Genomic DNA, 16,337 nt, shown 5'->3' on the forward strand with positions numbered 1-16,337 from the left:
AGAGAACGGCCCCGCGAGAACGGTTCTGCCGCATGCGCGCATCGTCATCGGTCTTCGGCTTCATCGTCGCCGGCGTGCTCGCCGTGCTTGCGGGTGCGGCGGTGGCGGGCGGCGGCGCGCAGCAGGTGGCGATCGCCCCCGAGCTGGCACGGCTCGCGGATGCTTACGGCTTCACCGTCACCGGCGACGAGCACTTGGCTGACGCCGTCGGCCGGGCGGAGGGGGACGACCCGTTCCATCGCGTGCGCATCCTGCTGGAGAACTTCGACAACATCATCGTGCAGGACGGCCACGGCGGCGTCGAGCGGGTGATCGTGCTCGGTGCCGCCACGCCCGGCGCGGCGCCGCGCGAGCCGCTGGTGTCCGTGGACGGTGGGACGCAGCCGGAGGCGCCCATCGAGCTGCGCACCATTCGGCAAGGCAACCAGCACGCGGTGCGGGTGGCGCTGGAGGCGGACAGCGGGCGGCGCCTGGCCCGCCTGCTGCTTATCGACACCGGGGCCGACGCCCTGGTGCTGCCGGAATCGCTCATCGCGCGGCTCGGCATCGATGCCAACACCCTGACGGAGCGCGAGGTGCAGACGGCCAACGGCCTCGCCCGGGCGCGGACCGGAAGGCTCGCCGCCGTATGGCTCGACTCGCAGCGGGTGCCGGACGTGGCGGTGGCCTTCCTGGAAGACGACAAGCTCGGCAATCCTGGCCTGCTCGGCATGGGCGTGCTCGGGCGCTATCAGATGACCATCGACGACCAGGCGAACCGGCTGACCCTCACCATCCGCTGACGGGCCGCAGGCGCAGCGCCGGGTCCTGGCGGTAGAAGGCCGCGAGCTCCGTGTAGACATCCGGGTAGACGGCGCGCAGCCGATGCGGCAGCTCGAAGAACAGCTCGCTCACCACGGCGAAGAACTCTGCCGGTGACGTGGCGCCATAGGGGTCCACCATGGACAGCTCGGGTGCCGCGCGCGCCTGCCGGCAGAGGTCGTCGTAGGCGCGCTGCAGGCGCTCGGCCCAGGCGCGGGCGTCCATGCCCGCGTGCAGCGGTGGGCGGCCGTTGGCGGCGCCGTCGCACATGTCCAGCTTGTGCGCCATCTCGTGGATGACGACGTTGTGACCGGTGCGCTTGCGCCCGGCCAGCGCGTCGGCCAGCGACAGGATCACCGGGCCGCGGTTCCAGGCCTCGCCGCTCTTCGGTGTCGTATCCACCCACACCAGGCCGTTCTCGTCCATCACCTCGCGCGCCGGCACGAACTCGTCCGGATAGATGATGACGGCGTGCCAGCCGTGGTACCAGCTAAGCCCCAACTCCAGCACCGGCAGGGCCGCCTGTAGCGCCAGCTCCATGCAGGTGCGCTGATCCAGCCGCGCGCCGCCGGCGGCCTCGAAGGTCTTCTCGCGCAGGAACAGCGCGGCGGTGTCGCCGAGCCGGTCAAGGGTGGCCTCGTCGAATCCGTCCAGCAGCGCCAGCTCGGCGCAGAGCGCGCGCCAGCGGGCGGGCTCGATTTCCGCGTGGGCGCGTTCGAGGCGCCGGCGGCGCCACCAGTTGCTGAGTGGATTCGGCATAGGATGGACCGATGGTGAGGCTGTGATCACTGCCGCTCGGGTTGGCGAGCATCAACCGCAATGCCCGTACCGAGTCGTATCATGCGGCAATTTACTCTTGCCGCCACGGGTTCCCATGACCATGACCGAAGCCGCAACCACCCCCCGCACCGGTGCCGCGGTGCTCTTCGACGTCCTGTCGGAGCTCGATGTGGGGGTGATCTTCGCGCACACGGGCGGGGCCGTGATCCCGCTGCACGTGGAGCTGAACAAGCGCCTGCGCCGCGGCGAGCCCGTACCCGAGGTGGTCATGTGCCGCCAGGAGCCGGGTGCCGGACACGCGGCCGAGGGCTACGCGCGCGCCTGCGGGCGGGTCGGGGTGGCGCTGGCGACGTCCGGGCCCGGGGCCACGAACCTCACCACCCCCATCGCGGATGCCCACAAGGACTCGATTCCCACCGTGTTCATCACGGGCCAGGTACCGAGCGCTGCCATCGGCAGCGATGCCTTCCAGGAGGTGGACACCGTCGGCGTGACCCGGCCCATCTCCAAGCACAACTATCTCGTGAAGGACGTCGCGGACCTCGAATGGATGCTGCGCGAGGCGTTCCAGCTGGCCGGCAGCGGCCGGCCGGGGCCGGTGGTGGTGGACATCTGCAAAGACGTGCAGTTGGCGACACTGGACACCCCGAATCCGCCACGGGTCCGCCACCGCGCGGAGGTGCCCTTCGATGCCGCGCGTGCCGACGCCATCCTGGACGCTCTGGCGCAGGCCGAGCGCCCGGTGATCAAGGCCGGCGGCGGTGTCATCCACGCCGAGGCGGCGGATGCCCTGTGCACGCTCGCCGAGCGCTTCGATACCCCGGTGACCACCACCTTCAACGCCCTCGGCGCCGTGCCGCTGGTTCGCCCGTACAGCCTCGGCATGCCCGGCATGCACGGCACCATTCCGGCGAACTACGCGCTGCGCGAGGCTGACCTGATCCTCACCTTGGGCGGTCGCTTCGACGACCGCGTTGCGGTGCGCGGGTTCGCGGAGCGTAAGCGCATCGCGCACGTGGACATCGATCCCAGCGAGATCGACAAGACGGTCAAGTGCGACTTTCCGCTGGTGGCACCACTCGCGCGCTTCCTGGAGTACGCCCTCGGCTCCGGGCGCGGTGCGCGCCACGCGCAGTGGATGGAGCGGGTCCGGCAGTGGCGTGAGCAGATGCCGCTGCCGTATCCGGACGGCGACTACATCAAGCCTCAGGCGGTCATCGACTGTCTGTCGCGGCTCACCGACGGGCAGGCCACCGTCGTCACCGGCGTCGGCCAGCACCAGATGTGGGCCGCGCAGTACTACCAATTCAGCCGGCCGCGGCAGTGGATCAGCTCCGGCGGGCTCGGCACCATGGGCTATGGCCTGCCGGCGGCCATTGGTGCCTGGTACGGCAATCCGGACCAGCCGGTGGTGCTGGTGGACGGTGACGGCAGCTTCCAGATGAACATGCAGGAGCTCGCCACCGTCGTCGCCAACCGCATCCCGCTCAAGATGTTCGTGCTCAACAACAGCTTCCTCGGCATGGTGCGGCAGTGGGAAGACATGATGGACGACGGCCACCACCACGAGACCTGCCTAGCCCGGCAATTTGACTGCGACGCCGACTGCACGGTGCTGGACCAGAATTGCCGCCGCCAATTGCCGAATCTGACCGCGCTGCGATCGGTCTATCCGCGGCTCAACACATTACGGGTACGTTTGCCGAGCAAGCTTGAGGAAACCCTTGCCGAGGCCCTTGCGCAACCCGGCCCGGTGCTGGTGGATGTGTGGGTGGACAAGGCGGAAAACGTGTTACCAATGGTGCCTCCCGGGCAGTCTCTGGAGGCGATGATCGAGTCCTGATGTCGTTGATCCGGCAATACTTATCGTAAAGTGTGCGCGACGCACGCCGAAACATTCGGCTACAATCTGCAATGTTATGGATGCGGCCAGTTGGGGGCTTCCCCGCACGTGGCACCTCCGCGCCGGGGTAGCTCACGTTTGGCGCCGCAGCCCAGATCGAGTCGGACCGACCGCGGCGTCGCAGCAAGGCCGGCGCATGTTTCACAGCGCCATGACTGCCACCGATCGGGTGCTCTTGCCCGTGACGCCCGCGCCCGGGGCCGACATGCCAAATACCACCTTGATAACGACCCACCTCCCCCGGAGGATGCCTGAAAAATGACCGCCTTCTCCAAGCTGCATGCCCAGAATCACAAGATTACCGAGCTGTCCAATGTCTTCTTGTATCTCGTGCAGAGCCGCGAGATGTGCGACACCGAGACCGCGTGCGACGTCTTTTTCGAGTACACGGCCAAAGTGAAGGAGCACATCGAGCTGGTGGACCGCGAGCTCTGCGGCCAGCTCATCTCCTATCCCGATCAAACAGTCAAGAACACCGCTGACCGGTTCCTGTCTGGGTCCACTGAGATCAAGCGCATCTTCAACAAGTACCTTAAGGACTGGTGCAGTGAGTCCAAGCGCCGCCTCACCATCCGCAATCATGCCGACTTTTTGGCGGAGACCGAGCAGATGTTCGCGCTGGTCCTGGACCGCATCCAGCGTGAGACCGAGCACCTGTACCCGCTGATCCGCAAGCTGGAAGAGAAGCAGGCGGCTTAGGGCGAGACCTCGACTATTGGCCTTCCCGGCCGGCTCCCGCCGGCCTACAAATCCGTTCTGTTTCGCCGCGCGCCGGCGGTCCCACCGTCGGCGCGGTCTCTTGCCCCCCACGGGGGTGTCGGGGCTTGCGTTCGTAACAGATCTGTCATCTGCTAGTCTTTCCTTTACAGTTCGGGCGCGCGGCGTCGTGCTTGCGCGCCGCCCGTCGCTGCCGGCGCAGGCCGCCGGCGGCGTCATCGTTCCGCCGGTGATCTGCTCGCGGGCAGGCGCGTCCCTTGAACCCGCGTCTCCACGGGGCAACCTCCCTCTCGTCACCAACCAAACGAGCATCCGGAGGTCACCATGAGCCCAAACAAGCTGACCGAGCAGGAGATCCAAAGCGCCCTGGCCGCTCTGAATGCATCCGCGGCATCGCCATGGGAGGTCGTCGACGGCAAGCTGCACAGGGAATTTCAGTTCCGAGATTTCAGCGAGGCGTTCGGCTTCATGGCCCGCGCGGCGCTGGCGGCGGAGTCGATGGACCATCACCCCGAGTGGTTCAATGTCTACCGCACCGTTCGCGTCGACCTGTCCACTCACGATGCCGGCGGCATCACCGAGCTGGATTTCGCCCTCGCTGGCCGCATGGAGACCATCGCCGGCTGAGGTCGAGGCCGCGCTTACGGCCAGGCGCCGGTGAGCGCATGGCGCCGCCAGAGCGTGGCGAACTGTGGCGTGGCGAAATGTAAGGCGTTCTCGCTCGGGTTGCGGCATGCTAGCTCCACCCCTTCGTCCAGCCCGAGCGACTACCGTGACCGACGCCAACCCCGATCAGGACTTCGCCACCCGTGCCATCCACGCCGGCTACGACGCCATGGCGCACGCGGGCGCGCTGAATCCGCCGGTGTTCTGGTCGTCGACCTTCGCCTTCGAGTCCGCGGCGCAGGGCGCGGCTCGCTTCGCCGGCACTGAGCCGGGCATGATCTACACCCGCGTCACCAACCCGACGGTGCAGACCTTGGAGGAGCGGCTCGCGGCGCTGGAGGGCGCCGAGGCGGGGCTCGCCTTCGGCTCCGGCATGGGCGCCATCAACTCCCTGCTCTGGACCCTGCTGCGCCCGGGCGATGAGCTGCTGGTGGACCTGACGCTGTACGGCTGCACCCACTCGCTGGTGAATCACCTGCTTCCGGAGTTCGGCATCGTGACCCGGTCGGTGGACTTCACGCGCACCGAGGATCTGGCCGCTCAGCTCAGCGAGCGGACGCGCCTGGTGCTATTCGAGACGCCAGCCAACCCGAATATGCGCCTGGTGGACATTGCGGCGGTGTCGTCGCTGGTGCATGCGGGCAGCAGCGCGCTGGTGGCGGTGGACAGCACCTACTGCACGCCGTACCTGCAACAGCCCCTGGCCCTCGGCGCCGACGTGGTGATCCACTCGCTCACCAAGTACATCAACGGTCACGGCGACATCATCGCCGGTGCCCTGCTGGGGCCGGCCGAGCTGCTGGCGCAGGTGCGCATGCAAGGCCTGAAGGAGCTCACCGGCGCCTGCATGTCGCCCATGGACGCCTACCTGGTGCTGCGCGGCATCAAGACCCTGGCCCTGCGCATGGAGCACCATTGCCGGACCGCACAACGGCTCGCCGAGGCCCTGGCCGAGCACCCGGCCGTGGCGCGCGTGGACTACCCGGGGCTCGCATCGCACCCGCAGCATGCCCTGTGCCGGCGCCAGATGCGCCTGCCGGGCGCGATGATCGCGTTCGAGCTAAAGGGCGGTGCCGAGGCCGGCGCCCGCTTCATCGACGCGCTGCGGCTCTTCACCCGTGCCGTCAGCCTCGGCGACGCCGAAAGTCTCGCCCAGCACCCGGCCAGCATGACCCACAGCACCTACAGCCCCGAAGAGCGGGAGCGGCACCTGATCACCGAGGGCCTGGTGCGCCTGTCCATCGGCCTGGAGAGCGCCGAGGACCTGTGGCGGGACCTGGAGCAGGCGCTGGAGGCGGCATTGGGGCCGGCGCAAGACGGATAACGGATACGGATAGGAAATTCAACCGCCGATGCGAGCCCAAGGCGGCGTCAGGCCGCGAGGCTAGCGAGGGCCAAAGGGCTGGTCAAGGCTCAACCGAGAGCGGCGCGGACATCTCGCAGGTGTCGGGACGCGCTTCGGCGGGGTTTGAATGGAGATTGCAAGCGCAGCGGGCGGGCGAGAGATCAGGGGCGGCGGCACCCTCTGTGGCAGAACAGGGCGGTTACCAGGAGACGCGCTGGTCAAACGCGAAGCCTGGGTCCGGTTGGGCGATGATGTCCCAGTCCGGCGTCGACTCGAACAGCCGCGCCAGCAGCATGGCCCAGAGATAGCGCACCGGAGATCGCATGTTGCGCAGCGGAGCAGCAGACGGTGGGTTCGCCTCGGCGCAGGCGCTCAGGTCGTCAGCCGCATCGCGCCCGAAGGCGACGGCCGCAGCATGCAGGGGCGAGTTGGGCGCGAGCACGCCGTGGTAGCGATGGCGGTGCCGCCTGGGCGGCGGGATCAGCGCCGCGAGATGGTCGATCAGCTCCAGTGGGGTGAGCGAGAGCGCAGTGGTGCCGTCGCGTTGGGTTCGAGGCAGCCGGTAGATGACCTGCTGCTCATCGATGAGCTCGAGACGCTCGAGCGCGAACGGCGGGCGGGCACAGTAACGGAGCCGGAACGCGACAGCTTGGGGCCACAGCGTTTGGCGCTGGCTGCCGCAGGGGTGCGCGAGCCCAGTACCTTCCAGCACGACGTCGCCGATGCGAACGCACTGGCCCTGCAGTGCGACAAGGTTGATCCCGGAGACGACGAGGTTGCGGCGCAGTATCGCCGGCGCAATCTCCTCGCCACGGGTCAGCGACGCGATGACATCGACCTGCGGAGACTGTTCGCACGCATCGATGCGATGCCGATGCGCCGGCGGGAGATGGAGGCCGCCCAGTGACCGAGGCGATGCTGGTGCTGAGGCGATCGGCCGCGGCGTGGAACGGCCCGGCGTTTCGTCCAACCCTGGTCGACGAGCTCCAGGCGCTCGGCGCCCATGACCCCGTGCTCCGGCCTTTGCTGCAGGCGGCGCTGACGCAGACGAGCGCGGTGGCCGAAGCCCCGATCGGGGTGCAGGTGCTCAGTGGCCACGAGGAGGCTGGCCGCGTACAGGTGCACCTCGGTGTCTTCTACGAGGGCGTCATCGCCGGCTGCAGCTGCGCCGACGACCCGACGCCGGTGGATGCCATCACCGAGCATTGCGAGTTGCTGCTCGATATCGACCCCGCGACTGGCCAGGCGTGTGTAACCCCTTGCGACGACTAAGGGCGCTGGACAACTGGCTGAATCGATGCCGCCCAACTCAGGTCCTATGACCGACGCACGCTCTGCCCCCCTCGGTATCGACCTCAGCCCGGACCAACGGTGGGCGCTAGACGAGTTCCTGGCGTCACCGCGGTTCGACGAGCGCGTCATGGACTTGGCGACACTCGAAGGGTTTCTCACCGCCCTCGTGATCGGGCCGAACATCGTCAGACCCTCGCAGTGGATACCCTGGATCTGGGATCGTATCGACGGACAGGTGGCACCGCCCTTCGAGGACCTGGATGAGGCCAACGCCATGCTCGGCCTCGTCATGCGGCTGCACAACGGCTTGATCAACCGCTTCAGGATCGATCCCGAAGCCTTTCGGCCGGTGTATCTCGACGGCGCCCGGTGGGGCGCCTCGGAGTGGTGCGAGGGCTTTCTGACGGGCACCCGATTGGACTCTAAGGCCTGGTCGCTGCTGAAGATCCACGGGTTCTGGCTCGAGCGCCGACAGTTTGTTGGGGACCCGTGCGGCCGGAGCTGGCGGCGCTTCGCGCCTTCCTCCACTATGCCGCGCTGCAGGCGCCGAGCGCGCTGGCAACGATTCAGCCAGTCCTGGCGATCCCGATGAAGCGCTTTGAACGGCCATTGGTCGGCTACCTGTCGCACGCAGAAATCGAGGCCATCCTGCCGGCAAGCTCAGCGCGCTTGGGCTGCAGCAGCGCTCGGAGCGTCGGGTGCTCCGCGAGTTCCGCGAAGGTTGTGCGAGCGGCAGCAAGGAAGCGCTCCGCGGTGTCCAGGTCGGCAGCTTCGGCGAGATAGACGAAGTGCTCGATCAGATCCTGCCGGGCTGCGGCCCGCTGGTAGACCTTTCCCGCCACCGTGCCGACGCTGTCTCAGCCATCTGTAGTCTGGTCGCGGGCCGCGAGGCGTGCCCGTGCTTCTTCGCGGACTGCCCTCCATTCCTGATCGTCGAGGATGCGCTCGGGTGTGCTTAGACCTTCGAGCAGTCCATCTACGCCGGTAACCGCACCGCCGCGCGCAGCCCGCCCCCTGGCCGGTTGCTTAGCCGCAGCGTGCCGCCGTGGGCGTGCACGATGGTGCGGGCCACCGCGAGCCCGAGGCCGGTGCCGCCGGTCTCGCGGCTGCGCGACGTCTCCAGCCGGAGGAAGGGCTCGAAGACCCGCTCGAGGTCGGCCTCGGGGATGCCGGGGCCGTCATCGTCGATCAGGATCAGGCGGCCTCGGCCCCCGCCCCCGCCCGGCTTCTGGTCCCGGCCTAGCTCCAGCAGTTGTACCCGGGCGGCGCCGCCGTACTTGAGCGCGTTGTCGATCAGGTTGCTCAGCGCGCGCCGCAGCGCCACCGGCCGGCACTGGAAGATGGACCGGTCCGGCCCCTGGTAGCTGACGGCGCCGCCGCGGTCGGCCTCCAGGTCCGCGTAGTCGTCCACCAGGCTCTGCACCAGGGCGGCCAGGTCCGTGGCGCGGGCGCGCTCGTCGGCGGCCTCGTCGCGGGCGAAGGCGAGGGTGGCGGACAGGATCGCCTCCATCTCGGCGAGGGTGGCGAGGGTCCGCTCGCGGATCTCGGTGTCGTCGATGTATTCCGCCCGCAGCCGCAGCGCGGTGATGGGGGTGCGCAGGTCGTGCGAGACCGCGGCCAGCATGCGCGAGCGGTCGCGGATGTGGCGCTGGAGGCGCTCCTGCATCAGGTTGAAGGCGTGGATGGTCTGGCGGATCTCGCGTGGACCCTCCTCGGCGAGGTGCGCCTCGGCCTGGCCGAGCCCGAGCCGGTTCGACGCCTCGGCCAGCCGCGCCATGGGCCGGGCGATGCGCCGCGCGATCACGAGCCCGCCGGCGATCACCACCATGAGCAGCAGCCCCAGCAGTTGCAGGGTCTTGCCGGCCCAGGGCGGCGGCTCCTCCAGCCGCGTCGTGCGGATGTTGAGCCAGCGGCCGTCGTGCAGGCGCACCGAGACGGCAATGCTCCTGACGTCGCCGGTGCGGATGTCCTGGTGCAGACGCTTCGCCTGCTCGGGCGGCAGGTCCGGCGGCAGCGGCTGCACCTTGTGGCGCGGGTCGAGCTCCACCGCGACCCGCAGCCCTGCACGCTCTTCCACACCCATCGCCGCCCGCAGCTTGTGGTGGATCAGGTGCTCGACGGCATAGCGCCAGGGTCGCGGTCCGGTAATGGCGGGCTGATCGGTCAGGGTGATCTCATCGCCGAGCCGGGCGAAGCGCGCGATGATGCGCTCCCGCCCGGTCTGACCGGCGTCGTTCAGCAGCAGCACCAGGGTCGTGACCTGGTCCAGCAGATAGAACAGGTTGCGCTCCTCGAAGCGGTCGCGACGCTCATCGTGCAGCAGCACGGCGCTGCCCACGAGCATGACCAGCGTCATGCCGATCAGCAGCGCCAGGGTGCGTCCGGCGATGGTGTCGGGCCAGCGGTGCATGGCGGTCCTACGGCAGTTGCTCGACCTTGGGTGCGAACAGGTAGCCGTCGCCGCGGATGGTCTTGATGATCGCAGGCTCGCGCGGGTCGTCGCCGAGCTTGCGGCGCAGCCGGCTCACCAGGGTGTCGATGGAGCGGTCGAAGGCGCGGGCATCGCGCCCGCGCGCCAGGTCCAGGAGCCGGTCGCGGCTCAGCACCCGCCCTGGCCGGGTGACCAGGGCCATCAGCAGCGCGAATTCGGCGGCGCTGAGCGGTACCAGGGTCTGCTCGGGATCGATGAGCTCGTGGGAGTGGGGCACCAGGGTCCAGCCGAGGAAGCGCAGTTGCTCCGGCGCCCGCTGCCTTTGCTGCGCGGCCGACTCGCCGCTGCGGCGCAGCACGGCCCGGATGCGTGCCAGCAGCTCGCGTGGATTGAAGGGCTTCGCGAGATAGTCGTCCGCGCCCATCTCCAGGCCGATGATGCGGTCGGTGTCCTCGCCCATCGCCGTCAGCATGATCACCGGCAGGCTCCCGTCCGGCCCCGCGCGCAGGTTGCGGCAAAGCGTGAGGCCGTCCTCGCCCGGCATCATCAGGTCCAGCACGATCAGGTCGATGGCCGCATCCGCCAGCACCCGGCGCATCTCGGCGCCGTTCGCGGCGGTGCTGACGCGATAGCCGTGGTCGCCGAGATAGCGCTGCACCAAGGCGCGGATCTCGGCGTGATCGTCGACCACCAGGATGTGTCGCTGCTTTTCCATGCCCCGCAGTCTAGGCCCTGCCGCCGGCGTGCGCGCTGAAATCGGGTGACGGACCGTGTCAGTCCGGCGGGTTGTCACACAACGTCACATGAGCCCGGTGCATCCGACAAATGCCCGACACAGCCAACGGTTGCAATGGACACCATCCGCGGGGCGACGCCACCAGACGCAGTTGTGCTGATGACTGGCTGACCGCGGCCTCCGGAAATTTTTTGTTCATCGAGGGGTACCGGCATGAAAACCGCCAGCTTGCGTCATTGGTCAACGCCCGCGATTATCGCCGCGGGTCTGTTCGTCGCCGTCTCTGGCGTCATGATGTTCTTCGGCTTGCACGACCCGGTGGAACGGGCGCATGAGTGGATCGGCCTCGTGTTCGCCGCGGCCATTGCCCTGCATGTCGTCAATCACTGGCGCGGCTTCAAGAGCTATTTCACGCGGCCGCTGACGCTCGGCATCGTCGGCGCCGTGGCGCTGGCGACCGCGCTGCTGCTGCTGCCGGGCGAGGAAGAGGACGGCGGCCACGGCATCCACCGGCTGATCCACAAGATCGAAGACGCGCCGCTGGCCCAGGTGGCGCTGCTGCTTGATCGGAGCACCGACCAGGTGGTCGACACCGTGCGGACCGCCGGCTTCAGCGTTCAGGGCGTGGATCAGTCCATCACGGCCATCGCTGCCGCCAACGGCGCCGAGCCGAAGGCGGTGATGCGGCTGCTGCTGGACTGAAGCGCGAGCGCCGCGCTCGCCGCCGCGACTCCAGGCGTGACCGATATCCTTTCCAGTGGCGCCGCTTGTCGTCAGACTGCTCAGGCCCCGCCGCTGATGCGAGGTCGAATGGCGGATGCGTTGCGCTGATCCGCCCTTGGATCTTGCCGGTCATACGAGGATTGCCCGCGCATGCGGCTGGTCACCGCAGCGGCGCGCTTCACCAACCCCCAGAGGAGTTTCCATGCTTCACCATCGGATCGCGCCGGTCTGCGCGCCAGTCTGCATGTTGGCCGCGTTACTGCTCGTCAGCGGCTGTGACGGTTCCCCGGCCAAAGCCGGCGGCGGCGCCAAAGCCGGTCCGGGCGCGCCGGTCCCGGAGGTCGGTGTCGTCACCGTCAAGGCCCGGCCAGTGACGCTGACCACCGAGCTGCCCGGACGCACCTCGCCCTATCGCGTTGCCGAGGTGCGCCCGCAGGTGGGTGGCATCATCCAGGAGCGGCGCTTCCAGGAGGGGGCGGAGATCGCCGCCGGGCAGGTGCTCTACCAGATCGACCCGGCGCCCTATCAGACCGCCCGGGACAGCGCCGAGGCGGCACTGACGCGCGAGCGTGCGGCGTTGGAGCGCGCGCAGCTCAAGGCCGACCGCTACGCCAAGCTGCTCCAGTCCAAGTCCGTGAGCCAGGAGGACTCCGACGACGTCCAGGCCGCGCTGAAGGAGGCGGCGGCCTCCGTTGCCGTGGACGAGGCGGCGCTGGCCACCGCCCGCATCCAACTCGCCTATACCCGCGTGACCTCGCCCATCGCCGGGCAGATCGGGCGCTCGTCGCTGACGCAGGGGGCGCTGGTGACCGCGAACCAGGACCAGGCGCTGGCCACCGTCCAGCAGCTCGACCCGATCTACGTGGATCTGACCCAGTCCAGCGTGCAGCTTCTGCGGTTGCGCCAGGCACTGCGCGCGGGCCGCCTGCAGCGCCCGGCCGGCGAGCAGCCGCGGGTGATGCTGATCCTGGAGGACGGCAGCAATTACGACCAGACCGGCCGGCTGGCCCTCTACGAGGTGACCGTGGAGCAGGACACCGGCACGGTGACGCTGCGCGCCACCTTCCCGAACCCCGACCACCTGCTGCTGCCGGGCATGTTCGTGCGCGCGGTGGTGGAGGAGGGTGTGCAGCCGGACGCCATCCTGGTGCCGCAGCAGGCGGTGCAGCGCGACCGGCGCGGCAATCCCACCGCGCTGGTGCTCGGCGACGACGGCAAGGTCGAAGAGCGCAAGCTCGAGACCGGCCGCACCGTCGGCAGCGGCTGGCTGATCGACGCGGGCCTCGAGCCCGGCGACCGGCTCATCGTCGAGGGCGTGCAGAAGGTCCGCCCCGGTGATGTGGCGCAGGGCGTCGATGTGAGCGGCGAGCCCGCCTTCAGCGCGCTGGCCGCTAACCCCTGAGACCGCGGTGAGTCCGTGGACGCAGGTGACCAGCGGTGCCGGTGTCGCGATCGGTCCCGATCCGATTGCGAGACACCCCTGTAGGAGCTTTTGTGGAAGCTCTTGTGGGAGCGGCACGCTCGGTGCCGCTGTGGGAGCGGCACTCTTGGTGCCGCGACCAGCCGGCAAGGCAGTACGTCACGCCCCGAGCAACTGCCAAGCGGCAGGCAGTCGCGCGGCCGCGATCGCGTCACAAACGGCAGTGGCGCTCCCACAGTGCCAGCGCACCTGGAGTCGCCGTTATGGGAGGAGCAGCGCTTGTGGGAGCGGCATTCTCGGTGCCGCGACCGGCCGGCAAGTCAGTACGCCACGCCCCGAGTAACCGCCAAGCGGCAGGCAGTCGTGCGGCAGTGATTGCGCCACAAAAGGCGGTGGCGCTCCCACGGTTGTCGTTGTCGTAATCGTGCGGACGCTCGACGACCACGACCACGACCACGACCACGACCACGACAACGACAACGACAACGACGCGAAATCGTTCCACGGCTTGCTCGGGATTCCCGGAGCAAGGCATCTCGGTCGCCTCGAGACCCCGGAGACACATTTCCTATGGCCCGCTTTTTCATCGACCGGCCCATCTTCGCCTGGGTCATCGCCATCGTCATCGCGCTGGCCGGGGTGCTGTCCATCCTGACGCTGCCGGTCTCCCAGTATCCGAGCATCGCGCCGCCGGCCATCGCCATCACCGCGACCTATCCCGGCGCCTCGGCACAGACCCTGGAGAGCGCGGTGACTCAGGTCATCGAGCAGCAAATGAGCGGCCTCGACGGCCTGCGCTACATGTCCTCCACCAGCGAGGCGACCGGCGTCGCGACCATCACCCTGACCTTCGACAACGGCACCGACCCCAACGTCGCGCAGATGCAGGTGCAGAACAAGCTCCAGCTCGCCAGCGGCCTGTTGCCGGCGGAGGTGCAGCAGCAGGGCATCCAGGTGGCCAAGTCGGTGCGCAACTTCCTGATGATCGTCGCCTTCGTGTCGCATGATGGGAGCCTGGGCAGCGACGACCTGGGCGATTTTGCCGCCAGCTTCGTCAAGGACCCCATCAGCCGGGTCGAAGGGGTCGGCGAGGTCATGATGCTGGAGCCCCAGTACGCCATGCGCATCTGGCTCGACGCCAACCGGCTTAACCAGTACGGCCTGACCCCCGTGGAGGTGGCCGACGCCCTGGAAGCGGAAAACGCGCAGATCTCCGCCGGCCAGCTCGGCGCCATTCCCGCCACGCCGGGGCAGGTGCTGACGGCTACCGTGAATGTGCAGGACCGGCTGACCACGCCGGATGAGTTCGGCGAGATCCGGCTGCGCACCCGCGCCGACGGCTCCAGCGTGCGACTGCGTGACGTCGCGCGGGTGGAACTCGGCAGCGAGTCCTACACCAAGGCCGCGCGCCGCAATGGCACGCCCGCCGCCGGCATGGCCATCCGGCTCGCCACCGGGGCCAACGCGTTGCAGACGGCCGATGCGGTCAAGCGCAAGCTCGATGAGCTCTCCGCCGGCTTCCCGCCCGGCGTCGAGGCGGTGTTTCCGTACGACACCACGCCCTTCGTGCGCATCTCCATCGGCGAGGTCATCAAGACCCTGCTCGAGGCCGTGGTGCTGGTGGTCCTGGTCATGTACCTGTTCCTGCAAAACCTGCGCGCGACGCTGATCCCGGCCATCGCCGTGCCCGTGGTGCTGCTCGGCACCTTCGGCGTGCTCGCCGCCTTCGGCTATTCCATCAACACCCTGACGCTGTTCGCGATGGTGCTCGCCATCGGCCTGCTGGTGGACGACGCCATCGTCGTCGTCGAGAACGTCGAGCGGGTCATGCGCGAGGAGGGGCTGCCGCCGAAGGAGGCGACCCGCCGCTCCATGGACCAGATCACCGGCGCGCTGGTGGGCATCGCGCTGGTGCTGTCCGCGGTGTTCGTGCCGATGGCCTTCTTCGGTGGCTCCACCGGCGTCATCTACCGGCAGTTCTCGGTGACCATCGTCGCCGCCATGCTGCTGTCGGTGATCGTGGCGCTGACCCTGAGCCCGGCGCTGACCGCGACGCTGCTCAAGCCCATCGCACACGGCCCGCGGCGGGGCTTTTTCGGCTGGTTCAATCGCAACTTCGAGCGCAGCGTCCACCTCTACGGCCGTGGCGTCGGCGCCATGCTGCGGCGCCGGTGGGTGTTCCTCGGCGTCTACGCGCTGCTGGTGGCCGCGCTCGGCTGGCTGTATCCGCGTCTGCCGACGGCATTCCTGCCGGACGAGGATCAGGGCTTCGTGATCGTCCAGGCCGTGCTGCCGGCGGGGGCGACCCGCGAGCGCACGCTGGCGGTCATGAAGCAGGTGGAGCGGCACTTCCTGGAAGACGAGGCCGAGGCCATCGAGCAGATGATCACCGTCGCCGGCTTCAGCTTCGCCGGCCAGGGCCAGAACATGGCCATCGGCTTCGCGCGGCTGAAAGACTGGGGTCAGCGCAAGCGCCCGGACCTCAGCGCCGACGCGGTGGCGGGCCGCGCCATGCAGGCGTTTTCGCACATCCGCGATGCGCGGGTCTTCGCCTTCGTACCACCGGCCGTCATCGAGCTCGGCACCGCCTCGGGCTGGGACGCCCAGCTCCAGGACCGCGCCGGCGTCGGCCACGAGGCCCTCATGGCCGCGCGCGGACAGCTGCTCGGCATGGCCAGCCAGCACCCGCTGCTCGCGGGCGTGCGCCCCAACGGCCGCGACGACGAGCCCCAGTATCAGATCGACGTGGACCGCACCAAGGCCGGCGCGCTGGGCCTGTCGCTGGACGACATCAACCGGACCCTGTCCATCGCCTGGGGCAGCGCCTACGTGGACGACTTCGTCCACCAGGGCCGGGTCAAGAAGGTCTACATGCAGGCCGACGCCCCCTTCCGCATGCAGCCGGAGGATCTGGACACCTGGTTCGTGCGCAACGACCAGGGCGCCATGGTGCCGTTCTCGGCCTTTGCCACCGGTCGCTGGGTGTACGGCTCGCCGCGCCTGGAGCGCTACAACGGCCTGCCGTCGGCGGAGATCGTCGGCCAGGCGGCCCCCGGCGTGAGCTCCGGCACCGCCATGGCCGTGGTCGAGGAGCTGGTCTCGAAGCTGCCGCCGGGGATCGGGCTCGAATGGACCGGTGTGTCGAGAGAGGAGCGCGCCGCCGGTGCCCAGGCGCCGCTGCTCTACGCCCTCTCCGCGCTGGCGGTCTTCCTCGCCCTTGCCGCGCTCTACGAGAGCTGGTCCGTGCCCTTCTCGGTGATGCTGGTGGTGCCGCTCGGCGTGCTCGGCGCCGTGCTCGCGGTGCTGCTGCGCGGGCTGCCCAGCGACATCTACTTCCAGGTCGGCCTGCTCGCCACCATCGGCCTCTCGGCCAAGAACGCCATCCTCATCGTCGAGTTCGCCAAGACCCTTCAGGAGCAGGGCCGCGACGCCCTCGGCGCCGCGCTGGAGGCCGCCCGCATGCGCCTGCGCCCCATCGTCATGACCTCGCTCGCGTTCGGCTTCGGCGTCCTGCCGCTCGCG

General features: G+C 68.9%; 16 protein-coding genes. 12 read left to right on the plus strand and 4 right to left on the minus strand.

Annotation, left to right across the window (positions count from 1 at the left end; genetic code table 11):
- Window positions 1–32: 32 nt before the first annotated feature.
- Entirely contained in the window at window positions 33–782 is a 750-nt protein-coding gene (locus LJE69_RS07325) for a TIGR02281 family clan AA aspartic protease (RefSeq protein WP_296923349.1), read from the plus strand.
- Here the strand turns inward: LJE69_RS07325 and LJE69_RS07330 are convergent.
- Window positions 769–1,560 carry a zinc-dependent peptidase gene (locus LJE69_RS07330; protein WP_296923352.1) on the minus strand — a complete coding sequence of 264 codons (792 nt, stop codon included), beginning with the start codon at window positions 1,558–1,560 and terminating at the stop codon, window positions 769–771. The two genes, LJE69_RS07325 and LJE69_RS07330, sit on opposite strands and share 14 nt — an antisense overlap.
- Before the next feature lie 121 nt (window positions 1,561–1,681).
- Here LJE69_RS07330 and ilvB point away from each other — a divergent pair, with 121 nt between their 5' ends.
- From ilvB to megL, 4 genes are all read left to right on the plus strand, one after another.
- Window positions 1,682–3,424 carry a biosynthetic-type acetolactate synthase large subunit gene (gene ilvB, locus LJE69_RS07335; protein ID WP_296923355.1) on the plus strand — a complete coding sequence of 581 codons (1,743 nt, stop codon included), beginning with the start codon at window positions 1,682–1,684 and terminating at the stop codon, window positions 3,422–3,424.
- A gap of 318 nt (window positions 3,425–3,742) precedes the next feature.
- A complete protein-coding gene (locus LJE69_RS07340; RefSeq protein ID WP_296923357.1) occupies window positions 3,743–4,183 on the plus strand; it encodes a hypothetical protein in 441 nt (146 codons plus the stop codon).
- Between the two features lie 342 nt (window positions 4,184–4,525).
- Window positions 4,526–4,828, plus strand: a complete 303-nt coding sequence (locus LJE69_RS07345; RefSeq protein ID WP_296923360.1) for a 4a-hydroxytetrahydrobiopterin dehydratase — start codon at window positions 4,526–4,528, stop codon at window positions 4,826–4,828.
- A gap of 145 nt (window positions 4,829–4,973) precedes the next feature.
- Entirely contained in the window at window positions 4,974–6,191 is a 1,218-nt protein-coding gene (megL, locus tag LJE69_RS07350) for a methionine gamma-lyase (protein WP_296923363.1), read from the plus strand.
- Window positions 6,192–6,411: 220 nt separating this feature from the next.
- Here megL and LJE69_RS07355 read toward each other — a convergent pair whose 3' ends face one another.
- Complete coding sequence (locus tag LJE69_RS07355) at window positions 6,412–6,798, minus strand: transposase (RefSeq protein WP_296923388.1); 387 nt, start codon at window positions 6,796–6,798, stop codon at window positions 6,412–6,414.
- Between LJE69_RS07355 and LJE69_RS07360 the strand changes: the two genes are divergently transcribed.
- The 4 genes from LJE69_RS07360 to LJE69_RS07380 all read left to right on the plus strand — a co-directional run bounded on the left by LJE69_RS07360 (window position 6,706) and on the right by LJE69_RS07380 (window position 8,464).
- Complete coding sequence (locus tag LJE69_RS07360; RefSeq protein ID WP_296923394.1) at window positions 6,706–7,119, plus strand: hypothetical protein; 414 nt, start codon at window positions 6,706–6,708, stop codon at window positions 7,117–7,119. The two genes, LJE69_RS07355 and LJE69_RS07360, sit on opposite strands and share 93 nt — an antisense overlap.
- Entirely contained in the window at window positions 7,116–7,484 is a 369-nt protein-coding gene (locus tag LJE69_RS07365) for a hypothetical protein (protein WP_296923397.1), read from the plus strand. Before LJE69_RS07360 ends, LJE69_RS07365 begins: the two co-directional genes overlap by 4 nt.
- A gap of 46 nt (window positions 7,485–7,530) precedes the next feature.
- Window positions 7,531–8,097 carry a YecA family protein gene (locus LJE69_RS07370; RefSeq protein WP_296923367.1) on the plus strand — a complete coding sequence of 189 codons (567 nt, stop codon included), beginning with the start codon at window positions 7,531–7,533 and terminating at the stop codon, window positions 8,095–8,097.
- Between the two features lie 106 nt (window positions 8,098–8,203).
- A complete protein-coding gene (locus tag LJE69_RS07380) occupies window positions 8,204–8,464 on the plus strand; it encodes a hypothetical protein (RefSeq protein ID WP_296923399.1) in 261 nt (86 codons plus the stop codon).
- Window positions 8,465–8,481: 17 nt separating this feature from the next.
- On the opposite strand, the gene LJE69_RS07385 is transcribed toward LJE69_RS07380, so the two are convergent.
- Together LJE69_RS07385 and LJE69_RS07390 are read right to left on the minus strand one after the other, a co-directional pair.
- A complete protein-coding gene (locus tag LJE69_RS07385) occupies window positions 8,482–9,915 on the minus strand; it encodes an ATP-binding protein (protein ID WP_296923370.1) in 1,434 nt (477 codons plus the stop codon).
- Between the two features lie 7 nt (window positions 9,916–9,922).
- Window positions 9,923–10,651 carry a response regulator gene (locus LJE69_RS07390; RefSeq protein ID WP_296923373.1) on the minus strand — a complete coding sequence of 243 codons (729 nt, stop codon included), beginning with the start codon at window positions 10,649–10,651 and terminating at the stop codon, window positions 9,923–9,925.
- 234 nt (window positions 10,652–10,885) lie between these two features.
- On the opposite strand from LJE69_RS07390, the gene LJE69_RS07395 reads away from it, so the two are divergent.
- From LJE69_RS07395 to LJE69_RS07405, 3 genes are all read left to right on the plus strand, one after another.
- Entirely contained in the window at window positions 10,886–11,374 is a 489-nt protein-coding gene (locus LJE69_RS07395) for a DUF4405 domain-containing protein (protein WP_296923376.1), read from the plus strand.
- A gap of 223 nt (window positions 11,375–11,597) precedes the next feature.
- Window positions 11,598–12,797, plus strand: coding sequence for an efflux RND transporter periplasmic adaptor subunit (locus tag LJE69_RS07400; RefSeq protein WP_296923379.1), 1,200 nt, complete (start codon window positions 11,598–11,600; stop codon window positions 12,795–12,797).
- Between the two features lie 588 nt (window positions 12,798–13,385).
- The coding region (locus tag LJE69_RS07405; protein WP_296923382.1) for an efflux RND transporter permease subunit at window positions 13,386–16,337 on the plus strand (2,952 nt) is incomplete at its 3' end.

Origin of the sequence: Thiohalocapsa sp. (assembly GCF_022340605.1) — a bacterium.
Taxonomy (GTDB): Bacteria; Pseudomonadota; Gammaproteobacteria; order Chromatiales; family Chromatiaceae; genus Thiohalocapsa.

Bases quoted from the DNA above. Each gene is read 5' to 3' on its own strand.
- LJE69_RS07325 (WP_296923349.1), top strand. From the start codon at position 33: ATGCGCGCATCGTCATCGGTCTTCGGCTTCATCGTCGCCGGCGTGCTC.
- LJE69_RS07395 (WP_296923376.1), top strand. From the start codon at position 10,886: ATGAAAACCGCCAGCTTGCGTCATTGGTCAACGCCCGCGATTATCGCC.
- LJE69_RS07330 (WP_296923352.1), bottom strand. From the start codon at position 1,560: ATGCCGAATCCACTCAGCAACTGGTGGCGCCGCCGGCGCCTCGAACGC.
- LJE69_RS07400 (WP_296923379.1), top strand. From the start codon at position 11,598: ATGCTTCACCATCGGATCGCGCCGGTCTGCGCGCCAGTCTGCATGTTG.
- LJE69_RS07340 (WP_296923357.1), top strand. From the start codon at position 3,743: ATGACCGCCTTCTCCAAGCTGCATGCCCAGAATCACAAGATTACCGAG.
- ilvB (WP_296923355.1), top strand. From the start codon at position 1,682: ATGACCGAAGCCGCAACCACCCCCCGCACCGGTGCCGCGGTGCTCTTC.
- LJE69_RS07345 (WP_296923360.1), top strand. From the start codon at position 4,526: ATGAGCCCAAACAAGCTGACCGAGCAGGAGATCCAAAGCGCCCTGGCC.
- LJE69_RS07370 (WP_296923367.1), top strand. From the start codon at position 7,531: ATGACCGACGCACGCTCTGCCCCCCTCGGTATCGACCTCAGCCCGGAC.
- LJE69_RS07385 (WP_296923370.1), bottom strand. From the start codon at position 9,915: ATGCACCGCTGGCCCGACACCATCGCCGGACGCACCCTGGCGCTGCTG.
- LJE69_RS07360 (WP_296923394.1), top strand. From the start codon at position 6,706: ATGGTCGATCAGCTCCAGTGGGGTGAGCGAGAGCGCAGTGGTGCCGTC.
- LJE69_RS07390 (WP_296923373.1), bottom strand. From the start codon at position 10,651: ATGGAAAAGCAGCGACACATCCTGGTGGTCGACGATCACGCCGAGATC.